Below are 17,202 nucleotides of genomic sequence, written 5' to 3' on the forward strand. Positions count from 1 at the left end.
CTAGTCTTGCTCTCTGTGACGACCTATGCAGAACGCGCGCAGACGGTGACCGCCCGAGCCCAGGGCGGGGTGCGCTGATGGCCGGAGGCCTGGTCGCCCTGCTCGACGACATCGCTGCGATCGCCCGCATCGCCGCAGCCTCGGTCGACGATGTGGCGGCTGCAGCCGGTCGCGCTGGGAGCAAGTCGCTTGGTGTCGTGATCGACGACGCCGCGGTCACGCCGCGCTATGTCACCGGAGCCCAGGCGGCCCGCGAGCTGCCGATCATCAAGAAGATCGCGATCGGCTCGATCCGCAACAAGCTCCTCTTCATCCTGCCGGCCATCATGCTGCTGAGTCAGTTCGTGCCGTGGACCCTGACACCGATCCTCATGCTGGGTGGCAGCTATCTCTGCTATGAGGGCGCCGAGAAGGTCTATGAGCTGATCAGCGGTCACACCAAGGGTGATCCAGACACCCCTGCCGTCGAACAGGGGCCGGAGGCGGAGGACAAGATGGTGCGCGGCGCCATCACCACAGACTTCATCCTGTCGGCGGAGATCATGGTCATCGCGCTCAACGAGGTCGCGGAGGAACCGTTCGTCAGCCGGGCCATCATCCTGGTCGTGGTGGCGATCGGGATCACGGCGCTGGTCTATGGCGCGGTCGCCCTGATCATCAAGATGGACGACATCGGCCTGCGGCTGGCCGAGAACGAGAGTGAGTTCTCCACCAAGCTTGGCCTCGGACTGGTCAAGGCGATGCCGATCGTGCTCAGCGTGCTGTCGTCGGTCGGGATCATCGCCATGCTCTGGGTCGGTGGCCACATCATCCTGGTCGGCATGGACGAGCTCGGCTTTCACCTCATCTATGGCTGGGTGCACAGCGCCGAGGAGGTCGTCGCCGGCCTGATCCCGGCCATCGGCGGCGTGCTGTCCTGGCTCACGAACACCCTGGCCTCGGCCGTGCTCGGACTGATCTGGGGCGGCATCCTCGTGGCTGTTCTGCACCTGCTGCCGATCGGTCGCAAAGACCCTGTCCACTGACGGTCGGCACTCGTTGGGATCCGTCACCCCCGGCAGGTAGCCTCGGCCCGTGACTGAAACCCCCACCCCTCCCGTCGCAGCCAAGATCGAGCACGTCCGCGAGCACCACGGCGAGTCCGTCAGTGACCCCTACGAGTGGCTGCGCGACAAGACCAACCCCGAGGTCATCGCGCATCTGGAGGCCGAGAACGCCTATACCGAGGCGGTCACCGCCCACCTGGGCGACCTTGAGGAGTCAGTCTTCCAGGAGATCAAGACCCGCACCCAGGAGACCGACCTGTCGGTGCCGGTGCGGCACGACGGCTGGTGGTACTACTCACGCACCGTCGCCGGGCAGCAGTATCCGATCCACGCCCGCATCGCGCTGGCCGACAGCCCGCAGCGTCCCGAGCTGTCGACAGAGGGGGCTCCGGAGCACGAGCAGATCATGCTCGACGGCAACGCCGAGGCCGAGGGGGAGTCCTTCCTGGCCTTCGGTGCGTTCGAGGTGAGCTATGACGGCAACCTGCTGGCCTACTCCGTCGACACCAGTGGCGAGGAGCGGTTCACGGTCCGGGTCAAGGACCTGACGACCGGAGAGGTCACCGAGCCGGGCATCGAGGGTGCCGGCTATGGCCTGGCCTGGTCGGCCGGCAGCAGCCACCTGTTCTACACCCGCGTCGACGACGCCTGGCGCCCGTTCCAGGTGTGGCGCCACGAGGTCAGCGCTGACGGCGCCACCGAGCAAGCCGCCGCCGACGTGCTCGTCTTCCAGGAGGACGACGAACGGTTCTGGATGGGACTGGAGACCTCCCGCGACGAGACGCACATCCTGATCGGGCTGGGCACCAAGAACACCACCGAATACCGGATCCTCCCGGTGACCGACCCGCTCGGCGACTTCCGGGTGGTCGCCCCGCGTGAGGAGGGCGTGGAGTATGCCGTGGAGGTCGCCGGCGAGGACCTCTGGATCGTGCACAACAAGAACCACCGTGACTCCGAGCTCGCCCGCGCCCCGCTCACCTCGACCTCGTCCGCGGACTGGAGCACCGTCATACCTGGTCGTGACGGGCACCGGATCTCCGGGATCGACGCCTTCGCCTCACACCTGGCCGTCTCGCTGCGCAGCGAGGGGCTGACCCAGGTGCTCGTGCTCCCGCTCGACCCGGCCAGTGAGACCGGGGTCGGTGAGGGCTACCAGGTGCCGGTGGACGAGGTCGTCTTCAGCATCGACGTCGGCGCCAACCCGCAGTTCGCCACGCCGACGCTGCGGGTCGTCATCGAGTCGCTCGTCACGCCGCGCTCGGTCTATGACCTGGAGCTGGCCACCGGTGAGCTGACTCTGCTCAAGCGCCAGCCGGTGCTCGGCGGCTACGACCCCGAGGAGTATGTGCAGCACCGGCTGTGGGCGACCGCGGCCGACGGCACGCAGGTGCCGATCTCGCTGGTGGCGCGCAAGGACGTGAGCCCGGACGGCACCGCGCCGGGGGTGCTCTATGGCTACGGCTCCTATGAGATCTCGATCGACCCCTACTTCTCCGTGGCGCGGCTGTCCTACCTCGACCGCGGCGTCGTCTATGCCATCGCGCACATCCGCGGCGGCGGCGAGATGGGGCGGGGGTGGTATGAGCAGGGCCGCATGGAGCACAAGAAGACCACCTTCACCGACTTCGTCTCCTGCGCCGACGAGCTGGTGTCATCGGGCTGGGTCGCGGCTGACCGGCTGGGTGCCGCAGGTGGCTCGGCCGGTGGCCTGCTGATGGGCGCGGTGCTCAACCTGGCCCCCGAGAAGTTCCGGGCCGTGCACGCCGCCGTGCCGTTCGTCGATGCGCTCACCACGATCCTGGACCCGTCGCTGCCGCTGACGGTCGGCGAGTGGGAGGAGTGGGGCAACCCGCTGGAGCATGTCGAGGTCTACGACTACATGCGCGGCTACACGCCCTACGAGAACATCCGCGAGGTCGACTATCCGGCGATCCTGGCCACCACCGGGCTCAACGACACCCGCGTCTTCTTCGTCGAGCCGGCCAAGTGGGTGGCGCGCCTGCGCGAGACGGTCACCTCCGACCAGGCGCAGCGGCCCATCCTGCTGAAGACCGAGATGGTCGCGGGCCACGGCGGGAAGACCGGGCGGTATGACGCGTGGCGCGAGACCGCCTTCGAGCTCGCCTTCATGCTGGACCAGCTCGGCGTCGGCTGACGCTTGACGGGTGCTGCGGTTTTGACCACCCGTTTGTCTGCCATGGCCAGCATTCGGGAGGTCAAACCCGCGGTGGCCAACACTTGGGAGGTCACACCTGTGGGGGCCGGCATTCGCGAGTTTTGACCTCCCCTTTGTCTGCCATGGCCAACATTCGGGAGGTCAAACCTGCGGCGCCCGGAGTTTGACCGTCCGTTTGTCTGCCATGGCCAGCATTCGGGAGGTCACCACCCGCGGTGGCTCAGTGCTCGACGGTGCGGCTGCGGGGGTGGGCGAAGACCCAGCGTCGTTGGAGCAGATAGCTGACGGCGAAGAGGCAGCTGTCGACCAGGATCTTGGCCCAGACGACGTGGCCCTGCAGCAGCCAGGCGACCACGGTGGTCAGTCCCGCTGAGGCTGCCAGGATGCCCACGGCCAGCGTGAAGTAGCGCACCAGCGCTTTGGAGGCCTTCTCGCGCGACTGGAAGACCAGCTTGCGGTTGAGCGCGAAGTTGACCAGGGCGGAGACGATGCGAGCGGCCACGGTGGCGGTGGCCACCGCGCCCAGGTGGGAGGCGCCGTTGAACGCCGAGTCGATGATGACGGCAAAGAGCAGCACGTCGACGACAAAGCCGAGCAGCGAGGTCAGCACAAAGCCGGCCGCCTGCGCAAACAGGTGTCCATAGATGCGCACCGAGTCCTGGACGGGCCGGAAGTGGGTCTGGCTGTTGTCCTGGTCGTGATAGATCGTCTCGATCGGGACCTCGTCGACCCGCACCTGGTGACCGAGCATCCACATCAGCGAGTTCATCTCGTATTCAAACCGCGTGCCGCGCACCTCGAGCAGCTCCGGCAGCAGCTGGCGCGAGAAGCCGCGCAGCCCGGTCTGGGTGTCGGGGATGTTGCGCCCCAGCAGCAGCTTGACCACGCCGGTCGTCAGGTGGTTGCCCAGCCGGCTCTTGGCGGGCAGGTCCGGCAGGTCGAAGTCGCGCACGCCGAGGACGCAGACCCGTTCGTCCTGTTGCATGGCCTCGTCCAGCTCCTGGGAGACGCGCAGGATGTCGGCGGTGCCGTGCTGACCGTCCGAGTCGGCCGTGACGATGCCGGTCACGTCGGGCCGGGTCAGGACATGGCGCATCGCGGTCTTGAGCGCAGCGCCCTTGCCGAGATTCTCCTCGTGGGTCAGGACGGTGCACCCCTCGCGGGCGGCGATCGCGGCAAAGACCGGGGCGTATGCCGCACCGGAACCGTCGTCGATGACCAGCACGTCGGTCAGGCCCGAGGCCTGCAGCTGCGCCACCAGCTCGGGGAACTCCGGTGACGGGTGCAGGCTGGGGATGACCAGGACGGTGCTCATCTGGAGCTGCTCACGAGATAGGGGGTCGGTCCGGGCGCGGTGATGTCCTGCTCGGCCAACCAGGCGTCGATCGCCGGGAACTCGTCGAGCACCAGGAAGTGGGCACACTCCTGCGGCGGCTCGGGCTGCTGTTCCGGGCTGATGACGACTTCCTTGACATTGGGACTCAACAGGGCATAGCGCACGATATAGCGTCGGAAGCCGGAATCCCGCTCACCGAGCACGACGCAGACCGTGTCACCCGGTGGGACCGGGTCGGCAGCGGCCAGCGCGGCGTCCACCTTGACCCGCGCTGAGCCGGAGACGTCCGGGCGTGGGAGCAGGTCGCCCGAGCCCAACGAACTCATCACGAGCAGCGTGCCAGCACCGGTCACCGCGGCCAGGGCCTGCTGGGCAGCCTTGCCCGCCTGGTCGACCACGACCAGCAGCAGCCAGAGGGTGACGATCAGCCAGGCCAGGTGGGCGGTGCTGAGATAGCGGTGGAATCCGGCCAGGCGCAGTGCCTCACTCAGTGGCATCGACAGCAGGAACATGCCGAGGATGCCCACGACATAGAGCCCGTAGGTGAGCACGCCTCCGCCGAGGAGCCACACCGCCTCCGCCCTGCGGACCAGCCCGCTCCAACGCAGCAGCACGACCGCGACCACTAGGGCGACCAGCAGCACCACGCTGGCCCGGTCCCCGAGCAGCTCGGTGGCAAACGACCTGGTGATCACCTTGACGTCGGCGACCGACTTCTCGCCGAGCACGTCGCCGAGCCGGCCGGCCGACATGGAGTGCTTTGAGTCCAGTCCCTCGGGGAAGGTGGTGGCCACGTGCCGGTTCCACCAGAGCAGGACGGCCCACGGCGCGAGGAGCGCGGGCAGCATCCACCAGGTGAACCCCCGACCGGACCGATGACTGCCCGGCGCGTCCGGGCGGGACGTGCGCGCCGGCATACTCAATCGGATCAGGACCGGGACGGCGACGGTGGCCACGACGACGGTGAACAGACCCGAGTTCTTGGTCACGGCCAGGAAGGCCAGCACGGTCGCGATCGGCAGGAGCAGACTCGGCAGCCGGTCTCGGTTGCCCCACAGCAGGATCATCAGATAGCCGCTCATCAACCCGAGCAGGGTGTCCACCAGGAGGCTGTTGACGAAGATCTCATAGGTGGTAGTCACCAGGAAGGAGACGATGATCGCCACCACGCCCACGAGACGACGCCGGGGGGTGGCGGCCAGCAGGGCCAGGACATAACTGAAGCCGAGCAGCTGCTGGGCCAGCATCAGGACCGGCTCCGCGGGGGAGATGACGCGCCCGAACAGATAGACGAAGCTCGCGCTGCCCAGCGGATAGGCCTGGAAGACGATGACCGGATCGTCGGCTGTCGGGAAGCGTCCCTCGGTGAGCATGACCTGCACCACGACGGCCCAGTGGCTGAAGTTGTCATAGCTGGTGAAGAGCAGGCCATGCAGATACCACGCCCCGACCGCGGCGGCACCGGCCAGGAGCAGGATGGCCGGTTCGGTCAACAGGCCCAGCACCAGGTCGGGAGCGCGCCACGCCTCGTGCACCAGCAGCACCAGGCCCAGGATGACTACGCCCCACGCGGCCTGCGGGAGCAGGCCCAGCAGACCGCCGGCGAAGACCACCAGACCTTGTCCGGAGAAGACCAGCGCTGGCACGAACGCGACGTCCAGGCCGGTCAACCGCCGGGTCCACGCGATCAGCCCCAGCTGGGCCAGCACGAAGGCGAGGACCTGCAACGACAGGGTGAGCATGGGGCAATCTCCTACAGGGGCCGGTCGGGGCGGCCCCCCGGTCGCGGCAACACCCCGACGCCTGCGGGAAGCGCTGAGGGGAGTTTAGTCTGTCGAGCGGCCCGGACCGTCCGCCACGCGAGCGCCCCGTCGTTCAGCTAGGCGCGGGTCGCGACGGTCAGCAAAACAGCGGCGTCGCTGAGGGCGGTGAGGTCGTGGCGTGCCGGCGGGATCACCAGGTAGTCGCCCTCGCCGCCCTCCCACGACTCGTCGCCTGCCCTGAGCCGGACCTGGCCGTGCAACACCTGGAGGGTCGCCTCATCGGGCGACTCGTGCTCGTTGAGCGAGTTGCCCTCGACCAGCGCGATGAGCGTCTGGCGCAGGTCGTGCTGGTGCCCGCCGTGCAGCGTCGAGGCGGCGCGTCCGCTGCTGCTCGCGCGTGCCTTGGCGAGGTGCTCCTCGACGGCGACGGTGAGAGAGGTTGACTCCATGGGCGCACCCTACCAACCGGTCACTTGCGGGCCTGGTGCGTTCCGTGGACGGCCCGGTGCGTTCCGTGGGCGGCCCGACGGCGTGGATGCAGGATGTGACGCGGAGCCAGCGGATGCGCGGAAGGGGCTCGACGGCGTAGCCTCAGAAGGACGCCGAGCCTCTGGAGGATTCGATGGATCTGATGACCCGTGCCGAGTTTGAGGAACTGGTGGGGGACGGTGGGGGGCCCCGGGTGTCGGCCTTTGTGCCCACGCACCGCAACAGCAACGCCCGAGACGCTGATGGTGACCGTCTCCGCTGGAAGAACCTGCTCAACGGCATCGAGAGCTCTCTCGCCGAGGACGGGCACAGCCGGAGCGAGATCGCGGAGCTGATGGCTCCGGCGTGGGACCTGCACAGTGACGGTATGGCGTGGAGCTATCTGGCCGACGGCCTGGCCATGTTCCTGCGGCCGGGTTGGCACGCGACCTATCGGGTGCCGCTCGACCTGCCTGAGCTGGGCACGATCGGGGACGGGTTCGTGCTGACCCCCGTGCTGCCCCTGCTCACGGACCGCAACTATGTCGTGCTCACCCTCAGCCAGCGCAACGTGCGCGTGCTGCGCGGCAGCCGCGACCAGATCAGCGAGCTCGACGTGCCCTCGGTCCCCAAAGCCTTCGAGGACGTCATGACCCGCGAGGACCCGCAGCAGTCCGAGACGGTGGGACGCCCCGCTGGCATCGGTCGCGGCGGGGGCGGCGAGGCGGTCTACTACGGCAACAGCTCGGTCGACAACGTGCACAAGGAGGACGTCGTCGAATACCTCCGGGAGGTGGCTCGTGGCGTCGCGGACCACCTTGCCGGACGGACGATCCCGCTGATCCTGGCCGGTCTGCCCGAGTGGGTCGCGGTCTATCGCGAGATCAACACCTACCCGCACCTGCTGGACCAGGCGATCGAGCGGAACCCGGATGACCTGGCGGCCGACGACATCCGCCTGGCTGTCTGGCCGGTGGTGGAGGAGCGGCTCAACCAGGAGAACTCAGCGCTCGTGGACCGGCTCCACGAGCAGTTCGCCCGTGGCAGCGGCGTGTTCGGCGTCGAGGAGACCCGCCGCGCTGCCCAGGACGGACGTGTCGACACCCTGCTGCTGCCGCTCGAGACCGCGTTGGCCGCACCCGACGGTGGGCAGCCGGTCGTGCGCGTGGACGAGGGCGACAGCTATGGCCTGGTCGCGTCCGCCGCGCGAGCCACGTTCCGCGCCGGCGGTGCGATCAGGGTGCTCGACCAGCTGCCGGGCGAGGTGCCGGCAGCGGCCGTGGTGCGCTACTAGAGGTGATGGTCGACGGCTGCGACTTCTGTGCGGTGGTGCGCGGGGAGGAGCCCGCGCAGATCGTGCTGAGCACCGACGACGTCGTCGCGTTCCTGGACCGGCGGCCCGTCTTCAAGGGGCACGTGTTGGTGGTGCCTCGCGAGCACGTCGAGACCCTCACCGACCTGCCTGATGACCTGCTCAAACCGGTCTTTGCCGCGGCCCGGCTGCTGGCCGGCGCCGTCCGGGACGCACTGGACGCGACCGGTTCGTTCGTGGCGATGAACAACACCGTCAGCCAGTCGGTGCCGCACCTGCACGTGCACGTCGTGCCCCGCACCAAGGGCGACGGGTTGCGCGGGTTCTTCTGGCCGCGCACGAAGTATGCCGAGGGCGAGATGCGCGACTACGCCGACCGTCTGCGGGCGGCCCTCTGACCCATTCTTGGGGCCTGCCGATGACCCCGGGCTGCGGGCATCGGTGGAGTTTGATAGACCTCGTGTCATGAGCCTGGACCGACCTGTCACGCCCAATCCCTACGATCTCCTGCCGGCCGTGCCGTCCTTCACGGTCACCAGCACCGACGTCACGGACGGCCAGCCGCTGAAAGACGACCAGGTGGCCGCGCACGGTGACACCTCGCCGCAGCTGAGCTGGTCCGATGTGCCCGAGGGCACCAAGTCCTTCGTCGTCACCTGTTTCGACCCGGACGCACCGACACCGTCGGGCTATTGGCACTGGGTGCTGGTGGACCTGCCCGCCGACGTCACCTCGCTGGACACCGGTGCCGCCGCGGGCGAGCTTCCGGGCAACGCCTTCCACGTGCGCAACGACGGTGGCACCGCCGGGTTCGCCGGTGCTGCGCCGCCCGAGGGTGACCAGGTGCATCGCTACTACTTCGTGGTGCACGCGGTGGGCCAGGAGTCCCTGGGCGTCGACGCGGACGCCTCGCCGGCGGTCGTCTCGTTCAACCTGGCCTTCAAGACTCTTGGCCGCGCCATCATCCACGGGACCTGTCAGGCCTGAGCGCCCGCGACCGGCCAGGGTCGCCCCCGGGCCACTCAGGCCGGGGTTCTCGTCAGCGCCGGTCGATGTGCACGGTCGTCTGGCTGCCCAGCGGCTGGAAACCGAGCCGTCGGGCGAGCTGCTGCGAGGCCTCGTTGTCGGCGCGGGACCGCCACTGCGGGAGCAGCCCGGCGGCGAGGGCGGCGTTGATGGCCAGCCCGGCCGCCACGGTGCCCTGGCCCTGACGGCGCTGGTCTGGTGCCGTGAGCACCCCGAGGTGGGCGAGCACGTCAGCCCAGACGACGAAACCCGCCGCAGCCGCCGGCGCCTTCTCCCTGGGCGCCTCAGGTGACGATCCGAGCACGACCCAGCGGGTCGGCATACCAGCCAGGCCCACCTCCTCGACGTCTTCTGGCGGGCACCGGCCCTCGAGGGTTGCCACCGTCGCGTCGTCGTCGGCGGTCACAGCCTCGGGCAGCCCGTCGATCGAGACGTCGGTGAAGGACAGCGTCGCGGCGCCGAGCGGGCGGCTGTCGTGATCGGCCGTCAGCTCCTGCAGGACCTGCAGCTCGGCGAGCTCATCGTCGGAGCGGTCAGCGGCCCGGTCGATCGCCCACTGCGGGCCGACGATGACGCCGTGACTCAGCAGGCGCACGAAGGTGACGGCCCTGGCCTTGGGGTCCCGGCGCGTGATCCGTCCAGGAGTCAGGTCGGCCAGGGCACCGTCCTCGAGCTTGAGGAGCTGGGTCCAGGCACGGGCGACGGTCAGTTCAGTAGCGGTGCGCACAACTTTGAGCCTAGGACGTCAGGTCACGCAGGGCACCGTCAAGGGTGGGGTGCGTGAACTCAAAGCCCGCGTCCGTCGTCAGCTCCGAGGTCGCATACCGCCCGGTCAGCCCCAGGGCAGGGTCGGTGCGCAGGGTCACGCTGCCGACCCGGACCAGGGCGCTCGGCGTCGGGGGAGCAGGTGGGCGATGCAGGTGCTGGCGCAGCAGGGTCATCAGCTCGGCGTTGCGCACAGGGTGGGGTGCGGCGGCGATCAGTATGCCGTCAGGCAGGTCGACGCCCGCCTGCAGACCGAGGGTGGCCCGCACGAGCGTGAGCCAGTCGTCGATGTGGATCCAGCTGAACCACTGCCGGCCCGACCCGACGCGGCCCCCGAGACCTGCCCGGGTCAGGCCCGCCAGCCGGTCGAAGGCGGGGGAGCCGGACTCGAGCACGATGGAGGTCCGCAGGATCGTCAGGTGGTCGCTGTGAGCTCCCTCAACGGCCGCCTCCCAGGGCGCGGCCACGCCAGTCATCTGGGGCAGGGCGGCACTGCCGGTGGGCAGCGGACTGGACTCGGTGACCTCGGTCTCGCCGGCGTCCGAATAGATCGCGGTCGTCGAGCCCTGGACCCAGCGGGCCAGCGGCGTCTCGAGGGCCTGGCTGGCCTCGACCAGCGCGCGCGTGGGCTTGACCCGGGACTCGCGCAGGTCGGTGATGTTTGCCTCGGAGGGCCGTGCGTCGACCAGTCGTCCGGCCAGGTTGACGACGGCGGTGTTGCCCGGGTCCTGGGCGAGCTCGTCGGCCCACGCGCCGATGGTGGCGCCGTCCCAAGTGCGCTGACGGTGCGGCAGATCGAGGTCGACGCTGCGGGTGAGGAGCACGACGTCGTGCCCACGCGTGGTCAGGTCGGCGGCCAGCGAGCGCCCGAGCGTGCCCGAACCACCGGCGATGACCACCTTGAGCAGGCTGCGGTCCGGCTCGGGGCGGATCATCTGATAGAGCCGGGTGACGGACGCGCGCCAGTCCGCAACGATGTCCGAGGCGACGATGGCTACGACGGCCGGGGTCATCGGGCCGGTCACCGTGACCTGCTGCTGCAGCGTCGTCCCTCCGTCAGGGTGCCCGCTCAGCTGCCAGCGGATGCGGGTTGCGCCACCCGGTGCCGGCTGCTCCAGGGCCAGGGCGCGTCCCGGCTCGACCTGCGTGATGCGCAGCGCCGGGGCGGTGCGACCGTGCAGCGCGGCGGCCCATCCGCGGGCCGGGAGGTAGTGGCCCTTTTGCCCGACCGACGCCTGGGGTGAGTGCGCGGAGCGGTGCGTGTCGGCATACGTCGAGCTGGGTGGTTCCAGGATGAAGGAGCGGATGGCGCCGCTCCAGGCCGGCCACCGGGTCGGGTCGCCGACGATCGCCCACAACGCGTCCGCAGGGAGGGCGAAATAGTGGTCGGTGGTGCGTTGCCAGGCCATGGTCCCAGCCAATCACGAGCGGACGTGGCAGGCTGGAGACACGGCCGCCAGCACGGAGGTCGTCAGTTCGAGTTCGAGGTGGACAGATGACCGAGCACGGGAGCCCACAACCGTCCGAGCCCACGCATGAGCCCGCGGCCGAGGAGATCGAGCGCCGGGCCAGGCAGGTGAGGAACAACAAGCGTCAGTCCTGGATCTACCTGGCGGTCGGCGCCGTCCTGGTCGTGCTCGGCGTCATGGGGGTGATGGCCGACGACCGCGGCATCCTGGACTGGTTGATGCTCGGGCTGGGCGTGCTCAACCTGGTGATCGGCGGCATGGGGCTGCGTCGACCCGAGCCTCCGTTGAGTGACTCGACCGGGTGACTCGACCGGGTGACTCAACCGCGAGCTGACATCGCGCGGTCCGTAGTTTAGTCCGCCAGGATCTCGCCGATATAGGCCGCGAGGCGCACCGACTCCTCGATCTCGATGCGACGGACCGAGACGCTCTCGACGTTGAAGCCGAACGGCACGTCCAGCTGTCGACAGAAGGCGGCGAGCTCGCTGGCCATCCGCGCGCACTGCTCATAGGAGTCAGCCAGGGGGTCCTGCGAGTGGACGAGCTGGTTCTGCAGCCAGCGCGGGACGTGCACTCCGAGCCACTGCAGGAACTCGAGGGTCTTCAGCGACCCGCACACCGAGAGGGTGAAGACCAGCGGCGCCGGCTCGATCCCGCGCTCGCGGCAGGCATAGGCATAGTCCGACACCAGGTCCTTGGCGGCCGTCAGGTCATAGATCACCTGGGTCACGAAGAACGAGCACCCGGACTCCTGCTTGCGCAGCATCCGCTCGTGCTCGTCGGCCCGCTGAGCGTGTCGCTCCGGGATGGTCACGCCACCCATCGGGGGAGCACCGCCGGCGTCCCGCCACAGTGACAGGGCCTCGTTCAGGGTCGTGCGGACGGGGGTGTGCCGTGAGGACGCGCCGACCAGCACCGTCGCCACCTGATCTGGGTCCTGCTCCGCGAGCCAGCTCTTGAGGGTGGCCGGTTCATATTTGCCGACCGAGCGATAGACCACGACGGGGCGGTCCCAGTCGGCAAGGTGCTCGTCGCGGAAGTGCCCCGCGTCCACCGTCGCCAGGTAGGGGAAGGGCCGGGCCTCTTGCGTGCGGTCGCACTCGTCCTGGATGTCATAGAGGATCAGCGCGTCCAGACCCAGCGGCGCCAGGCGCTCCACCGTGAGGCGGCCGACCCGGGAGAGGTCCTCGCGCGGAGTCGACTCCCGCGGGGGCGTGATGCTGTAGAACCGCAGCGGGCGGGTGCGGTCAGCGAGCCGAGCGCCGAATCCGGTTGCAGCAGTGGCCGGTTGTGTCATGGACTGACCTCCTTCGGGCTCAGGCTACGTGGCGTCGGGTGCGCCGGTCAGCCCGGTCACGCCAGGTGGGTCAGCTGCGGGTGTGCCGACGCTGCGTCCCGCCTCGATCGCATCCAGGTCCCGCAGGGCATAGCGGTAGTGCTCCCACGACTCGTCGAGGATCGTGTGCAGGCAGGACAGGACTGTCTCGGCATGGTCCGGGGCCCACGGGTTCTGACGGGTCGCCGCCAGCTCGTCGCGGGTGACCGCAGCCAGGAAGTTGCGCACCGCGGTCATCTTCGCGCCAAAGACCTCCAGGACCTCGGAGTATGCCGGCGCTCGGGTCGCGAAGACCGCCAGGTCGTGGCCGTCGGCCGCGTAGTCGTCGTTGGGCTGGCCGATCGGGTGGTAGGGCTGCTCCTGCCTCAGGATCGCGCGACCCAGCCAGGTGTCGATGGCCATCACCAGGTGCCGCAGCGTCTGCGCGAACGACCACTCGCCGGCCACGGAGACGTCGGTGGTGCCCTCTGGCATGGCGGCGACCCGATCGACGGCGCTCGCCCAGGTGGACTCGAGCGCCGCCCAGGCTGTCCGCAGGCCCTCGGGCTCGGTGGCTCCTCGCTCGGCGCGCCCCGGGAAGCGGCGGTTGAGCTCGGCGTCGACGAGCGGGATGACGTTGACGCCGTTGACCAGCAGGGGGTCGTCGCCGTCAAAGAGCCAGGGCGACTCGATCTCAGCGCCCTGCACGTCACCGCCACGCACGACGACACCGGACAGGTCCGACCCGACGAAGCTGGCTCCGCGCAGCGTGCTGTTGACGAACCTGGCCTGCTGCAGTCTGGTGGCCGAGAACCGGGCCTCGCTGAGGTCTGCTCCCTCGAACTGCGCGCCACGCAGGTCGTCGGAGCGGTCGAAGGTTGCCATGGTGATCTCCTCGCGTGGGTTGGTCAGGAAGGGAGGCGGACGACGCCAGGGGTTGGGTTGCGGCGAGCGAAGTCGACGATCTCCTCGTGCGAGGGCTCGGGCACCCGCACCGACAGGATGATGAACCGTTGCCGCGGGTCGCTCACCCGGCGGATCCGCTCCTGCTCCTCGAGCGAGGCGACCACGACCGGGTGCCTGGCCAAATTCTGCCGGATCACGGGAGTGATGGCACCGGCTGTCGGGCTGATGACCGCCAGCAGGTGGCCGCGCCGCGCCACGGGAACGCCCCAGGCCCAGGCTGGCATCGATCGAGCGGCATAGGCGTCCAGGCCGCCGGGAGTGCTGAACATCTCGCGCGTCGGTGGCACCAGGGCGCGGCGTCGCTCGCGGGCGCGCAGCACGTTGCGGGCCCGGTCGTAGGCCTCGTGCACGGCCACTTCACGCGCGGACGCACGCGCGATTGCGGCGTGGGCTGCGTCGACGACATGGGCTGCGTCGACGACATGGGCTGCGTCGACGACATGGGCTGCGTCGACGACATGGGCTGCGTCGACGACGGCAGCCTGCTCCGGCTCACGGTCGTCGGCGGAGGAACTGGGCACCCGTGCACTGTGCCAGACGGCACCGACAGTGGCCGAGCAGCCCGGTCATGGCGACGTCGAACGGGTTGCCGTGCTCGATGAACTGCTTGCCGCGCAGCGAATGCACGATGGGGGCGCCGAGCATGTCAGGGTGAGGACGTCGGCGTGGGCCCCCTCGACGCCGACGCCGGCCAGGATGGTCACCCGCTCGCTGTCGTTGAGCAACTCCGCTGCTGCCGGGAGCTCGTCGTCGGCCGGGACCACCCGCGGGCGCGTGCGGGACACGGACGGTTCATGTGAAGAATCGCTACAGGTGGATGCATCCTTCACGCCTCTCGCCCGCTAGACGCAAGTTCATCAGTATGGAGATCAGGCCTCAGGCTGGTGGCAGGGGGAAGCGGTCGACGGTGGCGCGTGCGAGATCCAACAGGTAGCCACGCTGACGCGGGTCGGCCCACGCGCGGTCGTCGTTGTCCTCCAGCACCCAGGTCCCCTCCTCCCACAGGATGTGATCCAGCACCAGCGGCCACAACTCCAGCTCCGCGGAGGTGAGCTGGACGTGCCGGCCGTAGCCGGTAAGGAAGAGGGACCACTCCTGCTGGTTCAGCAGTCGGGCCGGAGCGTCGTCGCACTCGTTGTGGAACAGCGTCGCGACGAAGGCGAGCTCGAACAGGCGCGGCTCCCGCCCGCCGTTGTCCGGGTCCACCAAGGTTGGGACCAGAGCGGTCCAGATGAGGTTGTTGGCCTTGTAGTCGCTGGACAGGCCACACCGCGGCAGGTCAGCATCTCGCGCCTCCAGCGCTTCCTTGTTCTCCCACCACCGGCCCGCGAGGTCCCGCACCGCCGCGAGGGCCTCGGGGTCGCCCTGAGCGGAAAGGACGCCCTCGAGCGTCTCCAGGTCAGCCAACACCTCCTCGTGCGGGGTGTCGGGCCACTCGTAGTCGCGCATCCCCTCGGTCGCGGAGTCGGAAGCGTGGATCATCCCCAGCAGCTCTCCGGCGGTCTCGATCTGCTCCGGTGTGCCAGCGTAGGCAGCCCCACTCAGGAAGGGATAGACCACCCACCAGTCCTCTCCCACCTGTTGGGGGTTCTGCACGGCCAGATCCAGTGCGGCTACCACAGGAACCCCACCAGCCGCCAGGTCCCGCTGCCAGCGCGCCATCGCGCTCACGCTGTCCGCGCGGCTCCCAGCAACCTTGACCACGGCGTCCACCCCGTCCGCGGTGCGGCCGCGGTGGACCCGGGCGAAGCGGGTCAGTGAGTCCGGGTGCAGCTGGGCCAGACCGAAGGCCTGGGCGAGTTCGGTCAGCGTCGGTGCGTCGTCGTTGCTCACGGACCCGACCCTAAATCGTCTCCGGTCGCGGCCCAACCGGTTAACGGCCCCGCGGCACCTGTTGCGGAGCGCATGCATCCTTCACCCTCGCGCGGCAGTTCGTTCGTGTGAAGGATCGCTACAGGTGTATGCATCCTTCACACCGATCGGCCGCTAGACGCCCTTCGTCACAGGTCGAACCCTTCGCGACCTCTTCCTCGGGCTACGGGCGGGACCGAGTTCGTCCCTCACTCGGTCCCGCCCGCTAGACGCCCTTCGTCACAGGTCGAAATACATCTCAAACTCGTGCGGGTGCGGCCGCAGCCGGATCGGGTCGATCTCGTTCTTGCGCTTGTAGTCGACCCACGCCGCGATCAGGTCCTCCGTGAAGACATCGCCCTCGGTGAGGTAGTCGTGGTCCTCCTCGAGCGCCTCCAGCACCGCGTCGAGCGAGGTCGGCAGCTGGGCGATGCCCTCGAGCTCCTCCGGCGGCAGCTCATAGAGGTCCTTGTCGACCGGGTCCGGCGGCTCGATGCGGTTGCGGATCCCGTCCAGCCCGGCCATCAGCTGCGCCGCGAAGCACAGATAGGGGTTGGCCGAGGGGTCCGGCACGCGATACTCCACGCGCTTGGCCTTGGGGGAGTCGCCCGTGATCGGGATGCGCACGCAGGCGGAGCGGTTGCGCGCCGAATAGACCAGGTTGATGGGGGCCTCGAAGCCGGGCACCAGGCGGTGGTAGGAGTTCATCGACGGGTTGGTGAAGGCCAGCAGCGAGGGGCCGTGCGAGAGGAGGCCGCCGATATACCACCGCGCGATGTCGGACAGACCGCCATAGCCGCTCTCGTCATAGAAGAGCGGCTCGCCGTCCTTCCAGAGCGACTGGTGCGTGTGCATGCCCGACCCGTTGTCGCCGAACAGCGGCTTGGGCATGAAGGTCGCGGTCTTGCCGGCTGCCCAGGCGCTGTTCTTGATGACGTACTTGAACTTCATCAGGTCGTCGCCGGAGTGCAGCAGCGTGTTGAAGCGGTAGTTGATCTCCTGCTGGCCCGCGTTGCCGACCTCGTGGTGGGAGCGCTCGACCACCAGCCCGACCTGGGCCATCTCCAGGCACATCCGGTCGCGCATGTCGGCGAAGTGGTCAACCGGCGGCACGGGGAAGTAGCCACCCTTGACGCGGGTCTTGTAACCGCGGTTGCCACCCTCCTCCGCACGGCCGGTGTTCCACGCCGCCTCGATGGAGTCGATGTGGTAATAACCGCCGGACGGGCCGGTGGAGAAGCGCACGTCGTCGAAGACATAGAACTCGGCCTCGGCACCGAAGAAGGCGGTGTCCGCGATGCCGGTGGAGCGGAGGTACTCCTCGGCCTTGGCCGCGATCTGACGCGGGTCGCGCTCATAGGGCTCGTCGGTGAACGGGTCGACGATCGCGAAGTTCATGATCAGCGTCTTCTCGGTCCGGAAGGGGTCGAGATAGGCGGTGCGCGGGTCAGGGATCAGCTTCATGTCCGACTCGTGGATCGACTTGAAGCCGCGGATTGATGATCCGTCAAACATCTGACCGGCCGCGAAGGCGTCCTCGTCAAAGGTGTCGGCGGGCACGTTGAAGTGCTGCATCACACCTGGCAGGTCACAGAACCGGATGTCAACGAACTTTACGTCCTCGTCCTTGATGAAGGCGAGGACCTCCTCTGCAGTGGTGAACATCAATCCTCCTGGTCGACGCGCGGGTCACGTCCCCGCTTCCA

At 68.8% G+C, this 17,202-nt stretch carries 16 protein-coding genes and 1 pseudogene; 6 read left to right on the forward strand and 11 right to left on the reverse strand.

The window, feature by feature from the left end; genetic code table 11:
• The first annotated feature begins 77 nt into the window (after positions 1-77).
• Both NF557_RS06165 and NF557_RS06170 read left to right on the forward strand, forming a co-directional pair.
• Positions 78-1,025, forward strand: a complete 948-nt coding sequence (locus tag NF557_RS06165; protein WP_252622671.1) for a DUF808 domain-containing protein — start codon at positions 78-80, stop codon at positions 1,023-1,025.
• A gap of 49 nt (positions 1,026-1,074) precedes the next feature.
• Positions 1,075-3,204, forward strand: a complete 2,130-nt coding sequence (locus NF557_RS06170) for a S9 family peptidase (RefSeq protein WP_252622672.1) — start codon at positions 1,075-1,077, stop codon at positions 3,202-3,204.
• A 241-nt stretch (positions 3,205-3,445) separates the two neighbouring features.
• Here the strand turns inward: NF557_RS06170 and NF557_RS06175 are convergent, their stop codons facing one another.
• From NF557_RS06175 to NF557_RS06185, 3 genes are all read right to left on the reverse strand, one after another.
• The gene (locus NF557_RS06175) at positions 3,446-4,540 is read right to left on the reverse strand and encodes a bifunctional glycosyltransferase family 2/GtrA family protein (RefSeq protein WP_252622674.1); all 1,095 of its coding nucleotides are present in this window, start codon (positions 4,538-4,540) and stop codon (positions 3,446-3,448) included.
• A complete protein-coding gene (locus NF557_RS06180; protein WP_252622676.1) occupies positions 4,537-6,303 on the reverse strand; it encodes a hypothetical protein in 1,767 nt (588 codons plus the stop codon). The genes NF557_RS06175 and NF557_RS06180 overlap by 4 nt, the downstream gene beginning before the upstream one ends.
• A gap of 137 nt (positions 6,304-6,440) precedes the next feature.
• Entirely contained in the window at positions 6,441-6,773 is a 333-nt protein-coding gene (locus NF557_RS06185) for a cupin domain-containing protein (protein ID WP_252622678.1), read from the reverse strand.
• Between the two features lie 173 nt (positions 6,774-6,946).
• On the opposite strand from NF557_RS06185, the gene NF557_RS06190 reads away from it, so the two are divergent.
• The 3 genes from NF557_RS06190 to NF557_RS06200 all read left to right on the forward strand — a co-directional run bounded on the left by NF557_RS06190 (position 6,947) and on the right by NF557_RS06200 (position 9,091).
• A complete protein-coding gene (locus tag NF557_RS06190; protein WP_252622680.1) occupies positions 6,947-8,086 on the forward strand; it encodes a baeRF3 domain-containing protein in 1,140 nt (379 codons plus the stop codon).
• Between the two features lie 5 nt (positions 8,087-8,091).
• Entirely contained in the window at positions 8,092-8,502 is a 411-nt protein-coding gene (locus NF557_RS06195; protein WP_252623961.1) for an HIT family protein, read from the forward strand.
• A gap of 67 nt (positions 8,503-8,569) precedes the next feature.
• Positions 8,570-9,091, forward strand: a complete 522-nt coding sequence (locus tag NF557_RS06200; protein WP_252622682.1) for a YbhB/YbcL family Raf kinase inhibitor-like protein — start codon at positions 8,570-8,572, stop codon at positions 9,089-9,091.
• 52 nt (positions 9,092-9,143) lie between these two features.
• On the opposite strand, the gene NF557_RS06205 is transcribed toward NF557_RS06200, so the two are convergent.
• Positions 9,144-9,857, reverse strand: coding sequence for a GNAT family N-acetyltransferase (locus tag NF557_RS06205; protein WP_252622683.1), 714 nt, complete (start codon positions 9,855-9,857; stop codon positions 9,144-9,146).
• Between the two features lie 10 nt (positions 9,858-9,867).
• Positions 9,868-11,304, reverse strand: a complete 1,437-nt coding sequence (locus NF557_RS06210; protein WP_252622685.1) for a DUF1731 domain-containing protein — start codon at positions 11,302-11,304, stop codon at positions 9,868-9,870.
• A gap of 86 nt (positions 11,305-11,390) precedes the next feature.
• Here NF557_RS06210 and NF557_RS06215 point away from each other — a divergent pair, with 86 nt between their 5' ends.
• On the forward strand, positions 11,391-11,669 hold the full coding sequence (locus NF557_RS06215; RefSeq protein WP_252622687.1) for a hypothetical protein: 279 nt from the start codon (positions 11,391-11,393) through the stop codon (positions 11,667-11,669).
• Positions 11,670-11,716: 47 nt separating this feature from the next.
• Here NF557_RS06215 and NF557_RS06220 read toward each other — a convergent pair whose 3' ends face one another.
• The 6 genes and pseudogenes from NF557_RS06220 to glnA form a co-directional block, all read right to left on the reverse strand.
• On the reverse strand, positions 11,717-12,661 hold the full coding sequence (locus NF557_RS06220) for a methylenetetrahydrofolate reductase (protein WP_252622689.1): 945 nt from the start codon (positions 12,659-12,661) through the stop codon (positions 11,717-11,719).
• 24 nt (positions 12,662-12,685) lie between these two features.
• Positions 12,686-13,564: a DinB family protein gene (locus tag NF557_RS06225; RefSeq protein ID WP_252622691.1), complete on the reverse strand. Its 879-nt coding sequence runs from the start codon at positions 13,562-13,564 to the stop codon at positions 12,686-12,688.
• Between the two features lie 23 nt (positions 13,565-13,587).
• A complete protein-coding gene (locus tag NF557_RS06230; protein WP_252622693.1) occupies positions 13,588-14,166 on the reverse strand; it encodes a hypothetical protein in 579 nt (192 codons plus the stop codon).
• 31 nt (positions 14,167-14,197) lie between these two features.
• A pseudogene (locus tag NF557_RS06235) lies at positions 14,198-14,421 on the reverse strand (ubiquinone-dependent pyruvate dehydrogenase); the annotation flags it as partial.
• A gap of 100 nt (positions 14,422-14,521) precedes the next feature.
• The gene (locus tag NF557_RS06240) at positions 14,522-15,478 is read right to left on the reverse strand and encodes a phosphotransferase enzyme family protein (protein WP_252622695.1); all 957 of its coding nucleotides are present in this window, start codon (positions 15,476-15,478) and stop codon (positions 14,522-14,524) included.
• A 258-nt stretch (positions 15,479-15,736) separates the two neighbouring features.
• A complete protein-coding gene (gene glnA / locus NF557_RS06245; RefSeq protein WP_252622697.1) occupies positions 15,737-17,161 on the reverse strand; it encodes a type I glutamate--ammonia ligase in 1,425 nt (474 codons plus the stop codon).
• Between the last annotated feature and the right edge of the window lie 41 nt (positions 17,162-17,202).

Origin of the sequence: Ornithinimicrobium cryptoxanthini, assembly GCF_023923205.1 — a bacterium.
GTDB classification, from domain to species: domain Bacteria; phylum Actinomycetota; class Actinomycetes; order Actinomycetales; family Dermatophilaceae; genus Ornithinicoccus; species Ornithinicoccus cryptoxanthini.